Genomic DNA, 18,809 nt, shown 5'->3' on the forward strand with positions numbered 1-18,809 from the left:
GTTGCTATACACTAGCTTCCTTTATTCGGGAAATCATCAGGAATACAAACTATGCGCAAGAGTATCGGCTTCATCACCCTTTGCTTGACGGCGTCCGCCTTTGCAGCGGAGCCATTCGACGACAAGTTCCGCCAGCTGGACGAAGTTCTCCCCTCCGCCAATAGCTACCGCACCGCCTCAGGCGCTCCCGGCGCCGCCTACTGGCAGCAACGCGCGGACTACACGATCCGCGCCTCGCTCGATGAAGCCAAGCGCGCCATCACCGGCAGCGAGCAAATCAACTACCACAACAACTCGCCCGATACGCTGAGCTACCTGTGGGTGCAGCTCGACCAGAACATCTACAAAAAAGATTCCGACGCCCGCATGATGCTGACGCAGCCCTCGCGCGAAGCATGGGCCAAGCCGCGCACGCCGGAAGACGGCTACAAATTCGAAGGCATGCGCGGCATCCTGGCCGGCCGCGAATTCGACGGCGGCTACAACATCAAGTCGGTGGCCGCCGGCGGCCAGCCGCTGAAGTACACCATCAACCGCACCATGATGCGCATCGACCTGCCGGCGCCGTTGAAGCCGGGCCAGAGCTTCGCCTTCAATATCGACTGGTCCTACAACATCAACGAACAGCAGGTGCTGGGCGGTCGTTCCGGCTACGAGCACTTCGAGGACGACAAGAACGACCTGTTCGAAATCGCCCAGTGGTATCCGCGCATGGCGGCCTATTACGACGTGATGGGCTGGCAGCACAAGCAGTTCCTGGGCTCCGGCGAATTCACGCTGGAATTCGGCGACTACGACGTGCAGCTGACCGTGCCGGCCGACCACGTGGTGGCCTCCACCGGCGAACTGCAAAACCCCAACGACGTGCTGTCCGCAGCACAGCGCGACCGCTTGGCCAAGGCAAAGACCGCGACCGCGCCGGTCGTCATCGTCACGCAGGAAGAAGCGGAGAAGGCCGAGAAGTCGGTCAGCAAAGCATCCAAGACCTGGCACTTCAAGGCCGCCAACGTGCGCGACTTCGCCTGGGCCTCCAGCCGCAAGTTCATCTGGGACGCGCAGGGCTTCAAGAAGGATTCCACCAACGTGATGGCGATGTCCTACTATCCGAAGGAAGGCAATCCGCTGTGGGGCAAGTACAGCACCCAGGCCATCATCCACACCATCGACCAGTACAACAAGTACAGCTTCGACTACCCATACCCAACCGCGATCTCGGTCAACGGCCCGGTCGGCGGCATGGAGTATCCGATGATCTCCTTCAACGGCCCGCGTCCAGCCAAGGACAAGAAGACCGGCGCCCTCACCTGGTCGCAGCAGACCAAGTATGGCCTGATCGGCGTGATCATCCACGAGGTGGGCCACAACTACTACCCGATGATCATCAACTCGGACGAGCGCCAGTGGACCTGGATGGATGAAGGCCTGAACACCTTCGTGCAGTACCTGGCCGAGCAGGCATGGGAAGACAACTACCCGTCGCGCCGCGGCGAGCCGCGCAACATCGTCGACTACATGCGCAGCCAGAACCAGGTGCCGATCATGACCAACTCGGAGTCGCTGCTCCAGTTCGGGAACAACGCCTACGCCAAGCCGGCCACCGGCTTGAACATCCTGCGCGAGACCATCCTGGGCCGCGACCTGTTCGACTACGCCTTCAAGGAATACGCGCGCCGCTGGAAGTTCAAGCGCCCTACCCCGGCCGACTTCTTCCGCACCATGGAAGACGCTTCCGGCACCGACCTTGACTGGTTCTGGCGCGGCTGGTTCTACACCACCGACGCGGTGGACATCAGCATCGACGGCATCAGCGAATACGGCGTGAGCACCAAGGATCCGGAAAAGGAAAAGGCATGGAAGAAGGCGCAGAAGGATGCGCAGCCGATTTCGATCTCCGAGCAGCTCAACAAATCGCTGCCGAAACGGCTGGACGCCCATCCTGAGCTGAAGGACTTCTACAACGAGCACGACGAGTTCACCGTCACCAACAAGGACCGCAACACCTACGCCGAAGCGATCGAAAAGCTGGAGCCGTGGGAGAAGAAGCTGCTGGACCAGGGCAAGCACCTGTACCTGGTGGACTTCTCCAACGTCGGCGGCCTGGTGATGCCGCTGATCCTGCAGGTGGAACTCAAGAGCGGCAAGAAGTACATCGAGCGCATTCCGGCCGAAGTATGGCGCTACTCGCCGAAGAAGATCACCAAGTTGATCGTCACCGACGAGCCAATGGTGGGCCTGACCCAGGATCCGTTCTGGGAAACCGCCGACATCGACACCAGCAACAACAGCTGGCCGCGCAAGGTGACGCAGTCGCGCATGGAGCTGTACAAGACCGAGCGTGACCGCAACAACCTGATGCGCGACTTCAATACGCCGCTCAAGGGCAAGGGCGACAAGTCGTCCAAGGACTCGTCGACCGAATGATGCTGCATGCTTTACGCCTGGCCGTGGCTGCCGTGCTGGCGTTCGCCGGCACGGCGGCCATGGCCCATAATTTTCACATGGGCATAGCCGACATCAGCTACAACGAACGCACCGGCAATACCGAGATCGTGCACACCTACACGGCGCACGATGTGGCGCTGCTGCTGACGAATCTCTACGGCCGCAGTTTCGACCTCGGTCAGGCGGACAGCGAAGCACCGCTGCGCCGCTACGTCGAGCGGCAGTTCTACCTGGAAGGCCCGGACCGCCAACGCCTGCCGCTGCACTGGGTGGGCGTGAAGGCGGACGCCGACAGCGTCGTCATCTTCCAGGAAATCGAAGGCAGAAAGCTGGCGCGCGCGACTCGCATCCACAACGCCTTGCTGATAGACTTCCTGCCATCTCAAAAGAACACAGTCAATCTGCAAGCCGATGGCCCCGTCCAGACTCTCATCTTCGATCAAGGCAGCATCGATCAAACCACCCCTTAAATGCCTGCTGCTGTTCGCATTGAGTTCGGCCCAGGCCGACGACCAGATCCTGCAACGGGTGCTGGTCGAAGGCTCGCGCGGCAACCAGCTGGGCGTGGCCGATGCCGCCAGCGCCGGCAGCATCTCGCAGCAGGAACTGGCCGCGCGCACCGTCTACCGTCCCGGCGAAATACTCGAAGCGGCGCCCGGCCTGATCGTCAGCCAGCATAGCGGCGAGGGCAAGGCCAACCAGTTCTACCTGCGCGGCTTCAACCTCGATCACGGCACCGACCTGCGCACCACCGTCGACGACATGCCCGTCAACCAGCGCAGCCACGCGCACGGCCAAGGCTGGACCGACCTGAATTTCCTGATCCCGGAACTGGCGGTGCGGCTCGACTACAAAAAGGGGCCCTACTCCGCAGGCGAAGGCGATTTCGCTTCGGCCGGCACGGCGTCGGTGGTGTATGCCAACCGTTTGCTGCAAGGCGTGGCCAGCGTTTCGGCCGGCCAGAACGGCTACGGCCGCGCGCTGCTGGCCGATTCGCTGGAAGCTGGCCAAGGCAGCCTGCTGTACGCGCTTGAAGCGCTGCACAACGACGGCCCCTACACGCACCCCGACGACTACCAGAAACTGAACGCGGTGCTGCGCTACAGCGAAGGCTATGCCAACAACGGCTACAACGTCAGCCTGATGGCCTACCGCGCCGACTGGAACTCGACCGACCAGATACCGCTGCGCGCCGTGCAGGATGGCCGGATGGGCCGCAACGACGCCATCGATGCTACCGACGGCGGCAAGTCGCATCGCTACAGCCTGTCCGGCGGCTGGCGGCGCACCGGCGAGGACAGCGCCTCCAGGGTCAATGCCTACATCATCGCCAACCAGCTGGACCTGTATTCCAACTTCACCTACTTCATGGACGATCCGGTGCATGGCGACCAGTTCGCGCAGCCGGACAAGCGCGTCACCAGCGGCCTCAATGCGAGCCACAGCTGGCACCAGCACATGGCCGGTGGCGACAGCAGCACCACCATCGGCATCCAGCTGCAAAACGATAATATCTTCAACGGCCTGCTGACCACGCAGGCGCGCCAGCCGCTGGCTGTGGTGCGGCGGGATCACATCGTCGAATCCAGCGCCAGCCTGTACGTCGAAAACAGCACGCGCTGGAACAGCGCCTTCCGCACCGTGGCGGGTGCGCGCCTGGACAGCTACCGCTTCGACGTCCGCAGCGACCTGGCGGCCAACTCCGGCAAGGCCAGCGACCATCTGGTGAGTCCGAGCCTGAGCCTGATCTACGGCCCGTGGCAGACGGCGGAACTGTACGCCAACATCGGCAGCGGCTTCCACAGCAACGACGCGCGCGGCGCCACCATCCGCATCGATCCCAAGACCGGCGCGGCGGTCGACCAGGTGTCGCCACTGGTGCGTTCGCGCGGCATGGAGCTGGGCGCGCGCAGCAGCTGGCTGCCCGGCCTGCAATCGTCGCTGTCGGTGTACCGGCTGGATTTCGATTCGGAGCTGAGCTTCGTCGGCGACGCCGGCACCACCGAGGCGGGACGGCCGAGCCGCCGCTACGGCGTGGAAGTATCGAACTACTACAAGCCGTTGAAATGGCTGTCGGTCGACCTGGACCTGGCCTACGCGCGCGCCCGCTCGCGCGATGAAAAGCTGGAAGGCGCGCCGGAAGGCCACTACATCCCCGGCGCCATCGAAGGCACCGGCCAGCTGGCGCTGACCGTGGACGACGGTGGCCCGTATTCGGGGTCGTTGAAGCTGCGCTATTTCGGACCGCGTCCGCTGATCGAGGACAACAGCGTACGCTCCGCGGCCAGCCTGACCTTGAACGCCCGCTTGGGATGGAAGATCCGCAAGGGTCTGATACTGGAACTGGAAGCCTTCAACCTGACCAACCGCCGCGACTCCGCGATCGACTACTACTACCCGTCGCAGCTGAAGGGCGAAGCGGCGCCGGTCAACGACATCCACTTCCACCCGATCGAATCGCGCTCGCTGCGGGCGACGCTGGTCAAGAACTTCTAGCCACGCTCGTTCAGCATGGGGAAGCCGCGCTGGTGCCATACCGGATAGGCCGGAGACACATCGCTGGCCTGCTCCAGCAGCGCATTCTGCTCGGCGCTCAGGCGCCAGCCGGTGGCGCCGATGTTGTCGATCAGCTGCTGCTCATCGCGCGCGCCGATGATCACGCTGGAAATGGTTTTCTTCCCCAACAGCCAGTTCAGCGCCACCTGCGGGATGGTCTTGCCGGTCTGTTCGGCCACGACATCGAGTGCATCGACAATGCGGAACAGGCGTTCCTCTTCAAAGCCAGGGCCGGTGCCGGCGATATCGTGCGCGCGCGTGCCCGGCTTGGCCGGCTGGCCACGGCGGATTTTTCCGGTCAGCTTGCCCCAGCCCAGCGGGCTCCAGACCATCGCGCCGACGCCCTGGTCTTCTGCCAGCGGCATCAGCTCCCATTCGTAGTCGCGGTTCAGCAGCGAGTAGTAGACCTGGTGCGCGACGTGGCGTGGATAGCCGTAGCGGTCCGACACCGCGAGCGATTTCATCAAATGCCAGCCGGAGAAGTTGGAGCCACCGATATAGCGCACCTTGCCCGAGCGGACCAGCTGGTCCAGCGTGGACAGCGTTTCTTCGACCGGGGTATTGTTGTCCTGGCCGTGCAATTGCAGCAGGTCGATATGCTCGACTTGCAGCCGTTGCAGGCACTGGTCGACCGCATCGATCAGATGCTGGCGCGACGAGCCGAAGTCGTTGGCGCCAGGGCCGGACGGGAAAGTGACTTTGGTGGAGATCAGCAAGCGATTGCGCTTGCCCTTGATGGCCTGGCCGAGGATCTGCTCAGCCAAGCCGTCCGAATAGACGTCGGCGGAATCGAACATCGATACGCCGTGTTCGAGGCAGACATCGATCAGGCGGGCGGCGCCGCCTGCGTCCGTGCTGCCCCAGGCTTTGAAGAAGTCGTTGCCTCCTCCAAAAGTACCCGTGCCAAAACTGAGTTCCGGCACGCGCAAGCCGGATTTGCCGAGACGGTTATGCTCCATCGCTACCCTCCATAGAATGAAAATGGATTGTAGCTTAAAAAGCAACCCCACACCGCCAGCCAGGGGTCTGACCCATTGGGGTCAGACCCCGCCTTGGCTCGGGGGGCGCGTCTTAATCAGAACTCTTCCCACTCGTCCTTGCTGGCGGCCGCGCTGACCTTCAGCTTCTTCGGCGCGGCTGCCGACTGGGCAGCGGGCTTGGGACGCGGGGCCGCAGCCCTGGGCAGCGTCGCGACTACCGGCGCGGCGGCGCGCACCGGGCGCTTCGGCGGTGCGTACGCGGCAGCCGAGGCGTTGATCTTGAACGCGCTGACCACTTGTTCCAGCTTGTCGGCCTGGTCGCGCAGCGTCTGCGCGGCGGCGGCGGTTTCTTCCACCAGCGCCGAATTCTGCTGCGTGGTCTGATCCATCTGCGTCACTGCCTGGTGCACTTGGGCGATGCCGTCGTTCTGCTCCTGCGTCGCCGCGCTGATCTCACCGACGATGTCGGTCACCTGCTTGATGCTGGCGACGACTTCCTGCATCGTCGTACCGGCCTGCTCCACCAGCTTGGTGCCGGAACCGACCTTCTCCACCGAATCGTCGATCAGCGCCTTGATCTCCTTGGCCGCAGCGGCCGAGCGCTGCGCCAGGTTGCGCACCTCGGTCGCCACCACCGCGAAGCCACGGCCCTGCTCACCCGCGCGCGCCGCTTCCACCGCCGCGTTCAGCGCCAGGATATTGGTCTGGAAGGCGATGCCGTCGATGACCGAAATAATGTCGACGATCTTGCGCGACGATTCGTTGATCGATCCCATCGTCACCACCACCTGCTCCACCACCGTGCCGCCCTGCGCCGCCACGTCCGAGGCCGAACGCGCCAGCTGGTTGGCCTGGCGGGCGTTGTCGGCGTTCTGGCCGACGGTGGAAGTGAGCTGCTCCATGCTGGCCGCGGTCTGCTCCAGCGCCGCCGCCTGCGACGAGGTGCGCTGCGACAGGTCGCCGGTGCCGCTGGCGATTTCCTGCGAGGCCGTGCCGACGGCGAGGGTCGACGCGCGCACCGCGTCGATCACGCCGGCGATCTGCTCCAGCAGCTTGTTGAACGCCACCGCCGTGTGGCCGATTTCGTCCATGCGCTCCACCTTGATCTGATGCGTCAGGTCCAGCGACTGGCTCACGTCTTCCAGCGTATCGCGGATCGACGCCAGGCTGCCTTTGATGATGACGTACAGCTGCCACGCCAGCGCGCCGGTCACCAGCAGGCCAAGCACCACCACGCTCACCATCAGGCGGAAGGCGAATTTGTAGGCGGCGTCGCTCTCCTCGCGCACGTCGCTGATCAGCTTATTGTTGTAGGCGATATGGTCGTCGAAGCCTTTCTTGACGGCGCCGGCGGACAGCGCCAGCGGCGTGCCGGCCAGCAGCGTGGCGCGCACCGCATCCATGTCGCCGGCGTGGGCGCCGGCCAGGAACGGAATCAAGGCCTGGCGGTAGGCCGCCATGTTGGCCTTGTCCGCTTCCAGCATCTTGCGGTCGGTGTCGTCGAAGATGCGCTCTTTTTCGTAGGTCGCGATGACTTCGTCGAACTTGGCGTGGGCGTCGTTGTAGGCTTTGTCCAGGGCAGTCTTGTCGGGCAGGTTGGAGAACACCGACAGGCGATAGCCGGCCAGGCGGCTATCAGCAAGATAGCCTTTGGCCATATTCAGGCCGGCGATGCTGGGGATCAGGCGAGTCTGCACCATGTCGAGGCGCTGCTGCGCCCGGGACAGTTGGGTAAGGCCGGTAATACCGACGAAAATCAGCGCGAGTAACGCCAATGACAAAGTCAAGATCAAGCGCTTTGTAATAGTCATGATGACTGCCCATAGAAGTGGAGGAGTGAGGAAAGAGCCAGCCGTCTGTGCGGCCATAGGCCAGTATAGCGGAACGGTATTACCGCAAAATAACTAAGCGAGAATTTACGCCGCATTGCTACTAAAACGCAACGCATGCAATTCGCAACCCCGTCAGGCCAGGTCGGGATACCCGGCGGCCCGCGCCTCGGCCTCGATTTGCAGGATGCGATCGTAGTCGGCCTCACTGCGGTGCTCGAAGCCCCGGATACGCAGGCTGTCGAACAGCGCGCGCAGTGCCGGCGCGGGTTCCAGCAAGGCGGCACGCAGCCGCGCCGTCAATTCCGGCGGCGCCTTGCGGCCTGCAACCCACGGCAATCCCGGCGACGGCACCGAGTGCTGCAACACAGTCAATCCCTGCAAACTCGCGGGGTCTTCCTGCATCAGGTAGCCGAAGGTCACGCAATCGATGGACGCAATCGCGGCCGCGCCTTCGCGCACCATGCGCAGGCTGGCCGCGTGGCTGCCGGACCACTTCACCGATTCGAAGTAGCGTCCATCCAGCGACCAGCGCGCCACGGCGTGCCGCAGCACGTTCATGCCGCTGTTCGAATCCGGATCGTTGACCGCGGCGACGCGCCCGCGCGCGTCGGCCAGGCTGCGGATGCCCCCGCCCTCGCGCGCGACGATGAAGCTGGAATAGTCGCTGCCCTCGCAGCCGGGGAAGTCGAAGCACGGGGTGGCCAACAGGGTCACATGGCCGCGCAGTCGTGTCAAGTAGGGATAACCACAGGTCTGGGTCAGCAGCACGTCCGGCCGCTGCCAGAATGCCGGCAGGTCCGCCGGCCGCACCAATTCGGCGCACACACCCGTTTCGTCAGCCAGCGCCAGCAGCAACGCCTCGTATCCGTGCTGGATGCACGGCGAGACGTTGTACATCGGCAGGGCGAATTTCCAGTTCATGTGTCGGGCATGTTCGGGTGGACCGGCGCGTCGACCGGAGTAAAACCGAAGCGGCGCATCAACTCCCCATAACCGTGCAGATGGAAGCCGCCGCTGCGCGTATTGTAAGCCGCCCGCCGCGCGCGATACACGCGCGGCAGCAGATACCACGGCAAGGACGGCAGGTCGTGATGCACCAGGTGCAGGTTATTGTTCAGGAATAGCACCCGGAACACGAAGCCCGCCTCATTGAGCACGATGCGCTGCTTGTGCTCCGCCGCCGGACGGTGCTCGTAGTAGGACCGTATCATCGTCAGCGACTGCGCCGGATACGAGATCGCCAGCACATAATACAGCGGCGACATGCCGAACGCCGAGTGCACCCACCACAGCAGCCCGCCCAGCATGGCGAAGTGGATCAGCCACATCGGCACGTTGCGCCACTCGCCGCGCAAGGGCTGACGCAGTGCCTCGCTCCACGCGGCGGCGACCGCGATCGCCGGGCCGACCAGCAACCGTCCCCAGAAGGTCTTGTTGAACCAGTACAGCAGCCGCACCGGTTTGCCCAGGCCGGCCCACACGGCGGGCGACACATAATAGCTCTCGGTGTCGAGCGCCGGCATCGTCAGGTGGAAGTCGATGTGGTGGCGCAGATGGCTGTCGCGATACAGCCGGTACGGATACCAGATCGCCAGCGGCGCATAGCCGAACAGGCGGTTGACCGAGGCCCACGGCGTGGGATGGCCGTGGATCAGCTCATGCTGGAGCGACATATACCAGGCGCACCACCAGATCATCAGCAAGGTGGCCGGCACGTCGCCGATCCGGCGCCAGTACGCCAGCGTCAGGAACCAGCCGCCGTAGATCACGGCGATCAGCAGCCAGGTAGGCCACTCTCCCAGCCACAGCAACCGCCTGCGCTCGGCCAGCACTTCAGCGCGCTGAGACGCATCGACGTACTCGGAGCGCTGCTGCTTCAGGCTGGGGGAGTCCATCGCGCTCGGTCAGAAGCGCGCCTTGACGCGCAAGCCCAGCGTACGCGGACGCACCATGAACAAGGTATCCCCCGGCTGGATGGCGATGGTGTTCGGCGTGACGTCGCTGATCTTGGCGCCGTTGGTCAGGTTGGTGCCGAACAGGCCGAACTCGTAGGCGCCCGTCTTGTAGGTGACGGTGGCGTTGACCGTGTTCGACGACGGTATCTGCGCATAGCTGCCCTGCGCCGCCGCGAAGTTGGTGTAGGCGTCGCTGTGGTAGGCGTAGCTGGCGGCGATGCCCACTTCGTCGTTGCCGCGCACGGGCACGGAGTAGCTGGCCGTCGCCGTGGCGGACAGGCGTGGCGCGTACGGCGCGCGGCTGCCTTCCGGGATGTTCTGCGCGGCGATGCCGGTCACCACGGTGCGGGTGGCGTAGGCGTGGTTGTAGGCGGCGCTCAAGCCCAGCGATGCGCGGCGCGTCAGCTTGAAGGCGGTTTCCAGCTCCAGGCCTTCGCTGCGGATCTTGCCGGCGTTCTGCGTGAAGTAGTAGGTGCACGGCAGCTTGTTAAACACCTGCACGTCCTTCCACTCGATCACATAGACGCTGGCGTTGAAGGTCATGCGCTGGTCCAGCAGCGTGGTCTTCGAGCCGACTTCGTAGTTCCACAGGCTGTCCGGCGCGAAGGTGGCCGGCGCGTTCACGCCGCAGAAGTTGAAAGGCACCGGCTGGTTGTTGCCGCCGTAGCGGAAGCCCTTGCCCACCGAGGCATACAGCGTATGGTCCGCATCGACATGGTAGGCGGCGGCGAAGCGCGGGTTGGCGCCCTGCGAAGTGGCGCTGCTGTTGCTCAGTTCCGGCTGGCCGACCGGCGCCGACGGCGTCGCGCCGACCAGGTTGCCGAACAGGCCGGTGAAGCGCAGGTCGAAGTCCTGCGTGCCCTTGAACAGGCGCAGGCCGGCCGTCAGGTCCAGCTTGTCCCACACGGTGTACGTGCCTTCGGCGAACAAGGCCAGCTGGCGCGACTTGGTGTTCTGCGTGCCGGAGAAGAAATCGTTCGGATTGAAGGCCAGGTCGTTGGTCTGCGAGTTATAGCCGGGGAAGTTGTGGGTGGCGGCGAAGCGTTCGTCGAAGCCGGTGGTCGGTTCGTCCTGGCGCGTATTGCGCTTGCCGGTTTCGAAGAAGGCGCCGGCGGTCCACTTCAGCGGGCCGGAACCCTTGGAGTTGAGGCGGAACTCCTGCGCGAAATCGTTGACCGCGTTGCCGATCGTGTAGGCGGCCTGCATCAGCGGCGCCTTGCCGCCGAAAATGAAGGCGGTGGCCGGATACTGGGCCGAGGTCACGTACAGGGTGTCGCGGTGCAGGTAGGACGTCGACGACACCAGCTGCGCGCCGCCCAGGTCATAGCTGACGCCCAGGTTATACAGCTGCAGCTTGTCGTTGCTGGTCTGCGGCAGCAAGGCGATGGTGGTGAACGGCGCCAGTCCGGCATAGGCGTCGTTGACGCCGCCCTTGATGTTGGAGGCGGTGACGCTGGCGTCGATCACCAGGTCCGGCGAGGCGCGCAGGCGCAAGGCGGCGCGGCCCTGGTTGGTCGAGACGTCGTTGGTGGTGCTACCGAAGGTACTGCTGCCAATAAGCTGGTTGCGGATGTAGCCGGAATCGTTGCCGGTATAGGCAGTCAGGCGCAGGCCCAGCACGTCGGCCTTCAGCGGCAGGTTGAGCATGCCGCGCAGATTGCGGTTGGCGCCGCCGAAGCCGGAGGTGTTCGAACCCACCGCCTCCACCGTGCCGAACAGGTCGCCCAGGTCGGGCTTCTGCGTGATCTGGCGCACCGCGCCCGCCATCGCGCCGGCGCCGAACAGCGTGCCCTGCGGCCCTTGCAGCACTTCGATGCGCTCCAGGTCCAGCACCTTCAGGTCGGGATTGGACGATTTCAACGTCACCGGCATGTCGTCGATATACACCGCCACCAGCGACGAGTCCTGCACCTCGGACGGCACGATGCCGCGCACGACCAGCCCGCGCATGGTGATGTTGTTGACGCCGGGCGCCTGCTGCTGCACCGACATGGCCGGCACCAGGTTGGCGATATCGCCGAGGTTGCCTTGGCCGTAGCGCGTCAGGCTGTCCGGCTTCAGCACCGTGATCGCCGCCGGCACCTGCTGCACATCGACCGCGCCGGCCGAGCGCGTGGCGGTGACCTCGACGCGCTCGATCTTTTCCGTGCCCACTTCCGTCTCAGCCGCCTGTGCGGCGGCCAGCGCACCAGCCGACCACAGCGCCAACGCGCAGCGCACTTTCACTTGCTTACCCATCTGTTCCCTTAAATCATGTCTCTCAGGGGCGAAGTATAGCGAGCGGCAAGCGCTTTGCACACGAAGATAATCGCGCTAGTTTATGTGGCGGCCGTTGGACCGGGGTGGCTGCTGCGTGTGCCAACGCACAGCGGCGGCATGGGGACCGGGGCAGAATGCAGGCATGGATACCTCACCCGCACACCGCAAGCCGCCGCCCGCCGCCTACGCCCTGCACCGCCAGATGAGAGCGGTGCAGCGCTGCATGGCGGCGGCAACGGTGGAGGAATCGGTCAGGGCGACCAGATGGGCGAGCGCCTGGTACAGGCTGGTGCAACGCAAGCTGGATCAACTCCAGCATGCGCCCAGGTACAGGCATTAGACGGGGACGTAGCAGCCGCCGGCATGGCGTTCCATGGCGTTGCGGTCGCGTACGATGATGGTGCCGCGGCGGCATTCGATCATGCCTTTTTCTTGCAGCTTGCCGGCGCAGCAGGTGATGCTTTCGCGCCGCACGCCCAGCAGGTTGGCGATCGTTTCCTGGGTTACTTTCAATTCATTCGACAGCGAGCGGTCCAGCCGTTCCAGCAGCCAGCGGCACAGGCGCTGTTCGATGCTGCCATGGCGCGCGCCGGCCACCGTTTGCGCCAGTTGCGCGAACAGCGCGCTGGTGTGGCGCATCAACTGCTGGGCCAGTGCGCCGCCGTCGAAGAAGGCCGAGCGCAGCACCGAGGCGCGGATGCGGTAGCCGTAGCCGGCGCTTTGCACCACCGCCGAGCAGTTGGCGCGTTCGGTCTCGTACATCGACACGCCGACCACGCCATCACGGCCGACCACGCCGATCTCGGAGGCGCCGCCGTCTTCCGTCACGAATTGCAGCGAGACGATGGCGTTGGTGGGGAAGTAGGCGTATTCCATTTTGTCGCCGAAGTCGAACAGGTGTTTGCCTGCGTCCAGCGGCACCAGTTCCAGGTGTTCGAACAAACTGATCAGCTCTTCACGGGACAGTGCGCGCAGCAAGTCGTTCTGCTGGGCGCCGGTCAGGCTGACGATCGGTGCGGATGTTTCTGCCTGCGTGCTGCGCACTGCATGTTGCGATACGGAAGGATGAGTAGCGTGGTACATGGCGAGCCTCTTGGTAGGTTGTCGATCATTGCGACCTGATGAACAACACTATATCCGCGCCATGTGCGGTCGATTATAGGAGCACGTAAGGGCTATATGTAGGTTGGGAACATAGGGCAATGTGGTCCCTGTCCTACGGCGTGTAGTCCACGCCGCCGCCCTTGGCCAGCCCCGTCAAACCTTGAATTTGAAGCGTGACGCCTCTTCCAGCAGGCGCTCGTCGCGGCTGCGCAAACGGCCTGGATTGCGGCGATGTTCCGGTTCGGCAACCACGCGCTGGATCACCGTGTCCGCCACGCCGCGCTGGCTGAGATAGGCGGCCGCGCTGTCCGGACCTTTACGGTCGGCAACTTCAATGCCTGCTTCGACGACTTCGGCGCCGACGTAGTCGGGACGGAAAGTATGGGTGGTCGACATCACAGCCTCCTGGGCGGTAAATGAATGGTGGATACCATGGCCCATTGTATAGCAGCATGGCGGCCCCAGGCAGGATGCAAAAACCACAGACGCGGCAAGTTTCCATAAATACTCACCAATTGTCACGGTGAATTGATAAAATAATGACAAGCTGCATTGCCCGGCTGAATGGACACGCAGCTTGGTCGACGGAATATCATCCATGATCAAACGGAGGCATTCATGCGGACACACGCAGTCTCGCAATACACCCCACTGGCCATAGGCGCGGCACTTGCGCTTCTGAGCCCAGCGGCCGTGGCCCAGGTCAGTTCCATGACCGCGACGGCCACCTACTCGATGGACGGCGGACCGTCCACCACGCTGACATCAAGCTACCCATCACTGACCTACGTGGATGTGCTCGATTTCAGCAGCTCGGCGACCAGCAGCACCGGCCTGCACAGCTACGGCAGCACCTCGGGCAACTTCGGCAGCCGCGCATCCGGCACCGGGACCTATCAGGTGCTGAGCAGCTTCAACATCATCGAATCGTTCACCAACACCGGCCCGACGGCGCAGACCGGCACCTTCCACTTCAGCATCACGCCTGGCATCCTGCAAAACACCATCAATACGCCGCTCACCGGCGGCAACTACGTCGAAGCGGGACTCAGCTTCGATATCAAGCGCGACGGCAATTCCATCTGGGGCAGCGGCGCCACGCTGAAGTCCGACGCCAGCGGCACCGCCTACAACACCGCCGGCGACAGCTCCTTGTATGCCGGCGGCGGCACCATGTACAACGTGCTGGGCGGATCGCACGACATCGACCTGGGCGTGATCAACGCCGGCCAGACCATCCAGCTCAGCTACACGCTCAGCACCTATGCCAACGGCGACGCGCCGGCCGGTCCGCCGGTGCTGGTGCCGGCCCAGACCTTCGTGGTGCCGGACGGCTGGTATATGGAAGGACCATGCAAGGACAGCGGCTATGGCGGCTACGGCAACGGCTGCATGAACCATCATCCCGGCGACGTGGTGGTGATACCGGAGCACTGGCTGAGCGGCAATCCCGGCGGCTCGCAGGCCAGCAGCGGCGATCCCTTCCATGTCGACCTGGGCGGCACAAACTATCTGGTCAACCACTACGGCCAGAACTACCAGGGCTATATTTCGCTGGACCCGGTGCCCGAACCGAACCAGTATGCGATGCTGTTCGGCGGCCTCGGCATCCTCGCCTGGCTGGGACGACGCCGACGCCGACAAGTCGAAACGGAAAACAACTAGGCCAGTTGCGCCTCCAGTGCGTCGACCAGTTGCAGCGCCAGCTGCCGCTGGTCGAAGCCACGGTAGCGCTGCGCGAACGACTGGGCCGCCTGGCGCCATCCGGCTTCGCTCAACAGGCGGCGCACCTGCCGGCGCCAGTCGGTCGGCCGCGCCAGCAGCGCCGCATTGAGGCCGGCGCCATGACGTTCGACCTGGCGCGACATCAGGAACTGCTCAGCCTGCATCGGCAACAACAACACCGGCACGCCGGCCAGCAGCGCCTGCACCAGCGTCGCCTCACCGCCATGGCAGACGCACAGCGCGGCCTCGCGATACGCTTCCTGCAACGACACCGGCGCGCGCGCATAGTGCAGCAAGGGGCTGTTGACCGGCGGCGGCCGTCCGGCGGCGATTTCCGGCAAATAGCACAGCACCCGGCAGCCTTCGGCCACCAGCGCCGCCAACACGGCTTCATGGTCCGGATGCGCGCTTTTCAGATAGGCAAACACCTTGGGTCCCTCGCCCGGCGGCCACTGCGGCGGCTCGCCCGTTTGCGGCAGGAAACTGGGCCCCAGCCAGCGCGTGCCGGCATCCTGGCGAGCGTAGTGATCCAGCTCCGGCCAGGTGCACAGCAGTTGCTGGTCGCCCAACAGCAGTTCGGCGCCCCAGCGGAACGGCGGCGCCCGGTGTTCGGCCAGGATGGCATTGGCGGTTTGCAGCAGCCGCGTCTCCGCGTTGTGCAGACGGGCGGCCGGCAGCGCCTCCCAATCGCGCAGCGGCGGCAAGGCGCGGCCGGCGGGCGGGCTGTAGAAACCGATCCCTACCGACGCCGACGGCAGCCCCACGCAACGCGCGGCCAGGATCGCGGTCGGCGCATAGTCGGCCACCACCAGGTCAGGCTGCAATTGCTGGAACAGCGCGCGCCAGCCGCGCACCATGCCACGCAAGGCGCCGGGGTCGAGGTAGCCGCACAGGAACAGGATCTCGGCCAGGCTGGCCTGCGCCGGCGGCACGCCCATCGCCTGATGCAGCCACACCGGCGCCTGCAGCACCGGCACGTCCAGGTCGGCCAGCACGCGATCGGTTTGCACCAGGTCGCGCAGGCTCATGCTGACCCGATGGCCGCGCTCCTGCAGCGCCAGCGCCAGCATTTTCAGGCGGCCCGCGTGTCCCAGGCCGCCGCCCAGCTCCCAGCATAGATGGATGTGTGCCATGCCGTCGAGTGTACCCGAGATCGCCGGCATCCCGCACCTGATGCGATGGGGAGCCGGCGCTCCCCAGGGGTCTTAGCGGGCCGGCACGGCGGCCAGCGTCTCGTGGCTGGTGGTGGTGCGCTGCGGCGCCTTGTGCACCATGGTGTAGGCGTAGTCGACGCCCATGCCGTAGGCGCCCGAGTGTTCGCGCACGATGGCCATCACGGCGTCGTAGGTTTCGCGGTGGGCCCAGTCGCGCTGCCATTCCAGCAGCACTTGCTGCCAGGTCACCGGCACCACGCCGGCCTGGATCATGCGCTGCATCGCATAGTCGTGGGCTTCCTTCGAGGTGCCGCCGGAGGCATCGGCCACCATGTAGATCTCGTAGTCGCCCTCGGCCATCGCGCACAGCGCGAAGCTGTTGTTGCACACCTCGGTCCACAGGCCCGAGACGATCACCTTCTTCTTGCCGTTGGCCTTGAGCGCGTCGCGCACCTTCTGGTCGTCCCAGGAATTCATCGACGAGCGTTCCAGGATCGGCTTGCCGGGGAACACGTCCAGCAGCTCCGGATAGGTGTGGCCGGAGAACGCTTCGGTCTCGACGGTGGTGATGGTGGTCGGGATGTTGAACACCTTGGCGGCCTTGGCCAGCCCCACGGTGTTGTTCTTCAGCGCCTGGCGGTCCATCGATTGCACGCCGAAGGCCATTTGCGGCTGCTGGTCGATGAAGATCAGCTGGCAGTTGGTCGGCGTCAGTACTTCGAGTTTAGGGTTGGTCATGGTGGCTTCCAGTTTGATGGGTTGAATACGGCGCCCGCTGCATGCAGCGCGGCTGCGACCATCTTAGGTCGCGGCGCCGACGAAAACCACTGGCAAAATGGAGAGGCCGGACTAACCTTTTGCAGGCCGCGCAATCGGCGCCGCCGCGCGCCGGCGCTGCGCCAGCCAGACCAGCGCGGCGGCGCCGCCCAGCGCCAGCGTGCCGGGTTCCGGTATCACGAAGAACGTGCTGCTGAGGCCGGTATCGGTGGTGAACGTCACCTCCCCCGCAAAGACCGGGAATGGTGTCGTGCCGAAGAAATCGAAATGAAAGTACGACAGGTCTATCGGCACGGGAAACAGCTCGGTCATGTCGGGCTGGGCCAGCAGTTCCAGGATCGCGACGCGGGCCTCGTCCGGGGCCAGTTCATCGGCCGGACCGGTGACGACACCCTTCGACGGTCCCGGGTCGGCCGGGTTGGGCTGGCCCGGCAGCAGCAGCGTGCCGATGATCCTCGCCGTTTCGCCGCCTTTGTATTTGATCAGCACCTCCTTGCCTTTCTGGACAGGCGGGCCGTCCAGGTTGCCGCCGATGCTGATGATGCGCTTGGTGGGATCCTGCACGCGGTAACCCGTCGGCGGTGCCGGCGGCACCGGCGGCGACACGTAGAAATGAATGTACAGATCCTTGGTGGCATGCTTCTCGATCCGCCAGGTGCCGGTCACAGGGATATCGACGATAGAGCCTTTGGGGAGCGGCACGCCATCGACAACAAAAACATTCTCGTGCGCGTGCGCGCTTGGGCTTGGCAGGGCAAAAACGATGGGCAGGAACAGCAGAATGGCAGCTAGTTTGGTCGACATGGCGGGCTCCTCACAATTAATCGGTTACAGCGTGAGGGAGCTGTCGCAAATTTCAGACCATGAACTTAAGGTCTTGATTTGCTGGGCGCAAGCCGTCGACCGCCGCCCGCGGTGTAAGGAAAACCGGCGCTAGCGTTGCGGCATTTTGTCGTTCAGGAAAGCGACGATGGCATCGACGGCGGGCTGCAGCCACGGGTCGAACAGCCAGAACGAATGCGGCGTGTTCGGCAGTACGACGGTCTGGCTGGCCACGCCGGCTTGCGCCATGCGCGCCGCCATCTCTTCGCGGCCGACGGAAAAGCGCGGCTGGGCGCTGGCGATGAACAAGATGGGCGGCATGCCCGGCCGCACATGGCGGATCGGCGACGCTTCGGCCCACAGCGTGCTCTTCTCCGCATAACGCCCGCCGAACCAGGCGCCGGCCGCCGACGGCTGCTTGGCCGGATCGTCCTCGTATTTCAGCGCCGCTTCGGCGGTGAAGTCGGACAGGCCGTCGATGTTGACGATGGCTTGCACCGCACTGTCGAGATGGCCGGTGACGCCGGCCAGGCTGGCGATCTGGCCGCCGGCCGAGCCGCCCGCCAGCGCGATGCGTTGCGGATCCAGGTGGTACAGGCCGGCGTTGCCGCGCACCCAGCGCACGGCGGCGCGGGTGTCGTCGATCGCCGCCGGATAAGCCGCCTCGCCCGACAGGCGATAGCTGATCGCCACGGCCGCATAGCCACGCTGCGCCAGCCGCACCGCCATCGGCGCGAACTCGGAGCGGAAGCCGGCGCGCCAGCCGCCGCCGTGCACCAGCACCACCACCGGCATGCCGCCGTCGGCGCGCGCGGCCAGCGGCAGGTACAGGTCGAGCTTCAGGCAGCGCGTACCGACCTGGGCATACGTCAGGTCGGCAACGCGGCTCACGTCCACAGGCAGCGCCGCGCTGGCGATGCGGATGGCGGGATAATCGCGCACCAGCTTGGCGTAGGTGTGCTGCGCGTCGTAGGTGTTCAGGGGATCGGCGGGCGGCTCCACGCAAGGCGCTGCGGAGGCCGCCATATGCAAGCACAGCATGGCGAGCACGCACAGCAAACGGGCGATAGGATCAGGCGTCATAACCGCCGAGTATGCCACACGCGGACACGTGACGATTGCGGCGCATCTGCGGGAATGCTAATGTGCAGTCAGGGCTGAAGCCGATCTCAGACATAAAACCGCCCTCGCTGCAACCTACCA

15 protein-coding genes are annotated in these 18,809 nt (G+C 64.7%); 4 read left to right on the forward strand and 11 right to left on the reverse strand.

Annotation, left to right across the window (positions count from 1 at the left end):
- Window positions 1-51: 51 nt before the first annotated feature.
- Genes V6M89_RS04560 through V6M89_RS04570 form a run of 3 tightly spaced genes read left to right on the forward strand, consistent with a single transcriptional unit; the run spans window position 52 to window position 4,938 of the window.
- Entirely contained in the window at window positions 52-2,421 is a 2,370-nt protein-coding gene (locus tag V6M89_RS04560; RefSeq protein ID WP_332852065.1) for a M1 family metallopeptidase, read from the forward strand.
- Window positions 2,418-2,912, forward strand: a complete 495-nt coding sequence (locus V6M89_RS04565) for a DUF6702 family protein (protein ID WP_332852066.1) — start codon at window positions 2,418-2,420, stop codon at window positions 2,910-2,912. Before V6M89_RS04560 ends, V6M89_RS04565 begins: the two co-directional genes overlap by 4 nt.
- Window positions 2,854-4,938, forward strand: a complete 2,085-nt coding sequence (locus tag V6M89_RS04570; protein WP_332852067.1) for a TonB-dependent receptor — start codon at window positions 2,854-2,856, stop codon at window positions 4,936-4,938. Before V6M89_RS04565 ends, V6M89_RS04570 begins: the two co-directional genes overlap by 59 nt.
- On the opposite strand, the gene V6M89_RS04575 is transcribed toward V6M89_RS04570, so the two are convergent.
- The 7 genes from V6M89_RS04575 to V6M89_RS04605 form a co-directional block, all read right to left on the reverse strand.
- Window positions 4,935-5,957 (reverse strand): aldo/keto reductase, encoded by a 1,023-nt coding sequence (locus V6M89_RS04575; RefSeq protein ID WP_332852068.1) that lies wholly within the window; start codon window positions 5,955-5,957, stop codon window positions 4,935-4,937. The two genes, V6M89_RS04570 and V6M89_RS04575, sit on opposite strands and share 4 nt — an antisense overlap.
- Window positions 5,958-6,073: 116 nt before the next feature.
- Window positions 6,074-7,789 (reverse strand): methyl-accepting chemotaxis protein, encoded by a 1,716-nt coding sequence (locus V6M89_RS04580; protein ID WP_332852069.1) that lies wholly within the window; start codon window positions 7,787-7,789, stop codon window positions 6,074-6,076.
- Window positions 7,790-7,942: 153 nt separating this feature from the next.
- The gene (locus V6M89_RS04585; RefSeq protein ID WP_332852070.1) at window positions 7,943-8,731 is read right to left on the reverse strand and encodes a phosphate/phosphite/phosphonate ABC transporter substrate-binding protein; all 789 of its coding nucleotides are present in this window, start codon (window positions 8,729-8,731) and stop codon (window positions 7,943-7,945) included.
- On the reverse strand, window positions 8,728-9,705 hold the full coding sequence (locus V6M89_RS04590; protein ID WP_332852071.1) for a fatty acid desaturase: 978 nt from the start codon (window positions 9,703-9,705) through the stop codon (window positions 8,728-8,730). The genes V6M89_RS04585 and V6M89_RS04590 overlap by 4 nt, the downstream gene beginning before the upstream one ends.
- A gap of 9 nt (window positions 9,706-9,714) precedes the next feature.
- Window positions 9,715-12,003 carry a TonB-dependent receptor gene (locus V6M89_RS04595; protein ID WP_332852072.1) on the reverse strand — a complete coding sequence of 763 codons (2,289 nt, stop codon included), beginning with the start codon at window positions 12,001-12,003 and terminating at the stop codon, window positions 9,715-9,717.
- 357 nt (window positions 12,004-12,360) lie between these two features.
- Complete coding sequence (locus V6M89_RS04600) at window positions 12,361-13,107, reverse strand: Crp/Fnr family transcriptional regulator (RefSeq protein WP_332852073.1); 747 nt, start codon at window positions 13,105-13,107, stop codon at window positions 12,361-12,363.
- Window positions 13,108-13,281: 174 nt separating this feature from the next.
- Window positions 13,282-13,524 (reverse strand): hypothetical protein, encoded by a 243-nt coding sequence (locus tag V6M89_RS04605; RefSeq protein WP_116988369.1) that lies wholly within the window; start codon window positions 13,522-13,524, stop codon window positions 13,282-13,284.
- Window positions 13,525-13,746: 222 nt separating this feature from the next.
- Here V6M89_RS04605 and V6M89_RS04610 point away from each other — a divergent pair, with 222 nt between their 5' ends.
- A complete protein-coding gene (locus V6M89_RS04610) occupies window positions 13,747-14,793 on the forward strand; it encodes a PEP-CTERM sorting domain-containing protein (RefSeq protein WP_332852074.1) in 1,047 nt (348 codons plus the stop codon).
- Here the strand turns inward: V6M89_RS04610 and V6M89_RS04615 are convergent.
- The 4 genes from V6M89_RS04615 to V6M89_RS04630 form a co-directional block, all read right to left on the reverse strand.
- The gene (locus V6M89_RS04615; RefSeq protein ID WP_332852075.1) at window positions 14,790-15,986 is read right to left on the reverse strand and encodes a glycosyltransferase; all 1,197 of its coding nucleotides are present in this window, start codon (window positions 15,984-15,986) and stop codon (window positions 14,790-14,792) included. The genes V6M89_RS04610 and V6M89_RS04615 overlap by 4 nt on opposite strands.
- A 72-nt stretch (window positions 15,987-16,058) precedes the next feature.
- Window positions 16,059-16,745, reverse strand: coding sequence for a hydrolase (locus V6M89_RS04620; RefSeq protein WP_332852076.1), 687 nt, complete (start codon window positions 16,743-16,745; stop codon window positions 16,059-16,061).
- A gap of 111 nt (window positions 16,746-16,856) precedes the next feature.
- Window positions 16,857-17,588, reverse strand: a complete 732-nt coding sequence (locus tag V6M89_RS04625) for a PEP-CTERM sorting domain-containing protein (protein WP_332852077.1) — start codon at window positions 17,586-17,588, stop codon at window positions 16,857-16,859.
- Between the two features lie 129 nt (window positions 17,589-17,717).
- The gene (locus V6M89_RS04630; protein ID WP_332852078.1) at window positions 17,718-18,689 is read right to left on the reverse strand and encodes an alpha/beta hydrolase; all 972 of its coding nucleotides are present in this window, start codon (window positions 18,687-18,689) and stop codon (window positions 17,718-17,720) included.
- Between the last annotated feature and the right edge of the window lie 120 nt (window positions 18,690-18,809).

Origin of the sequence: Duganella sp. S19_KUP01_CR8 (genome assembly GCF_036688705.1) — a bacterium.
Taxonomy (GTDB): domain Bacteria; phylum Pseudomonadota; class Gammaproteobacteria; order Burkholderiales; family Burkholderiaceae_D; genus Rugamonas.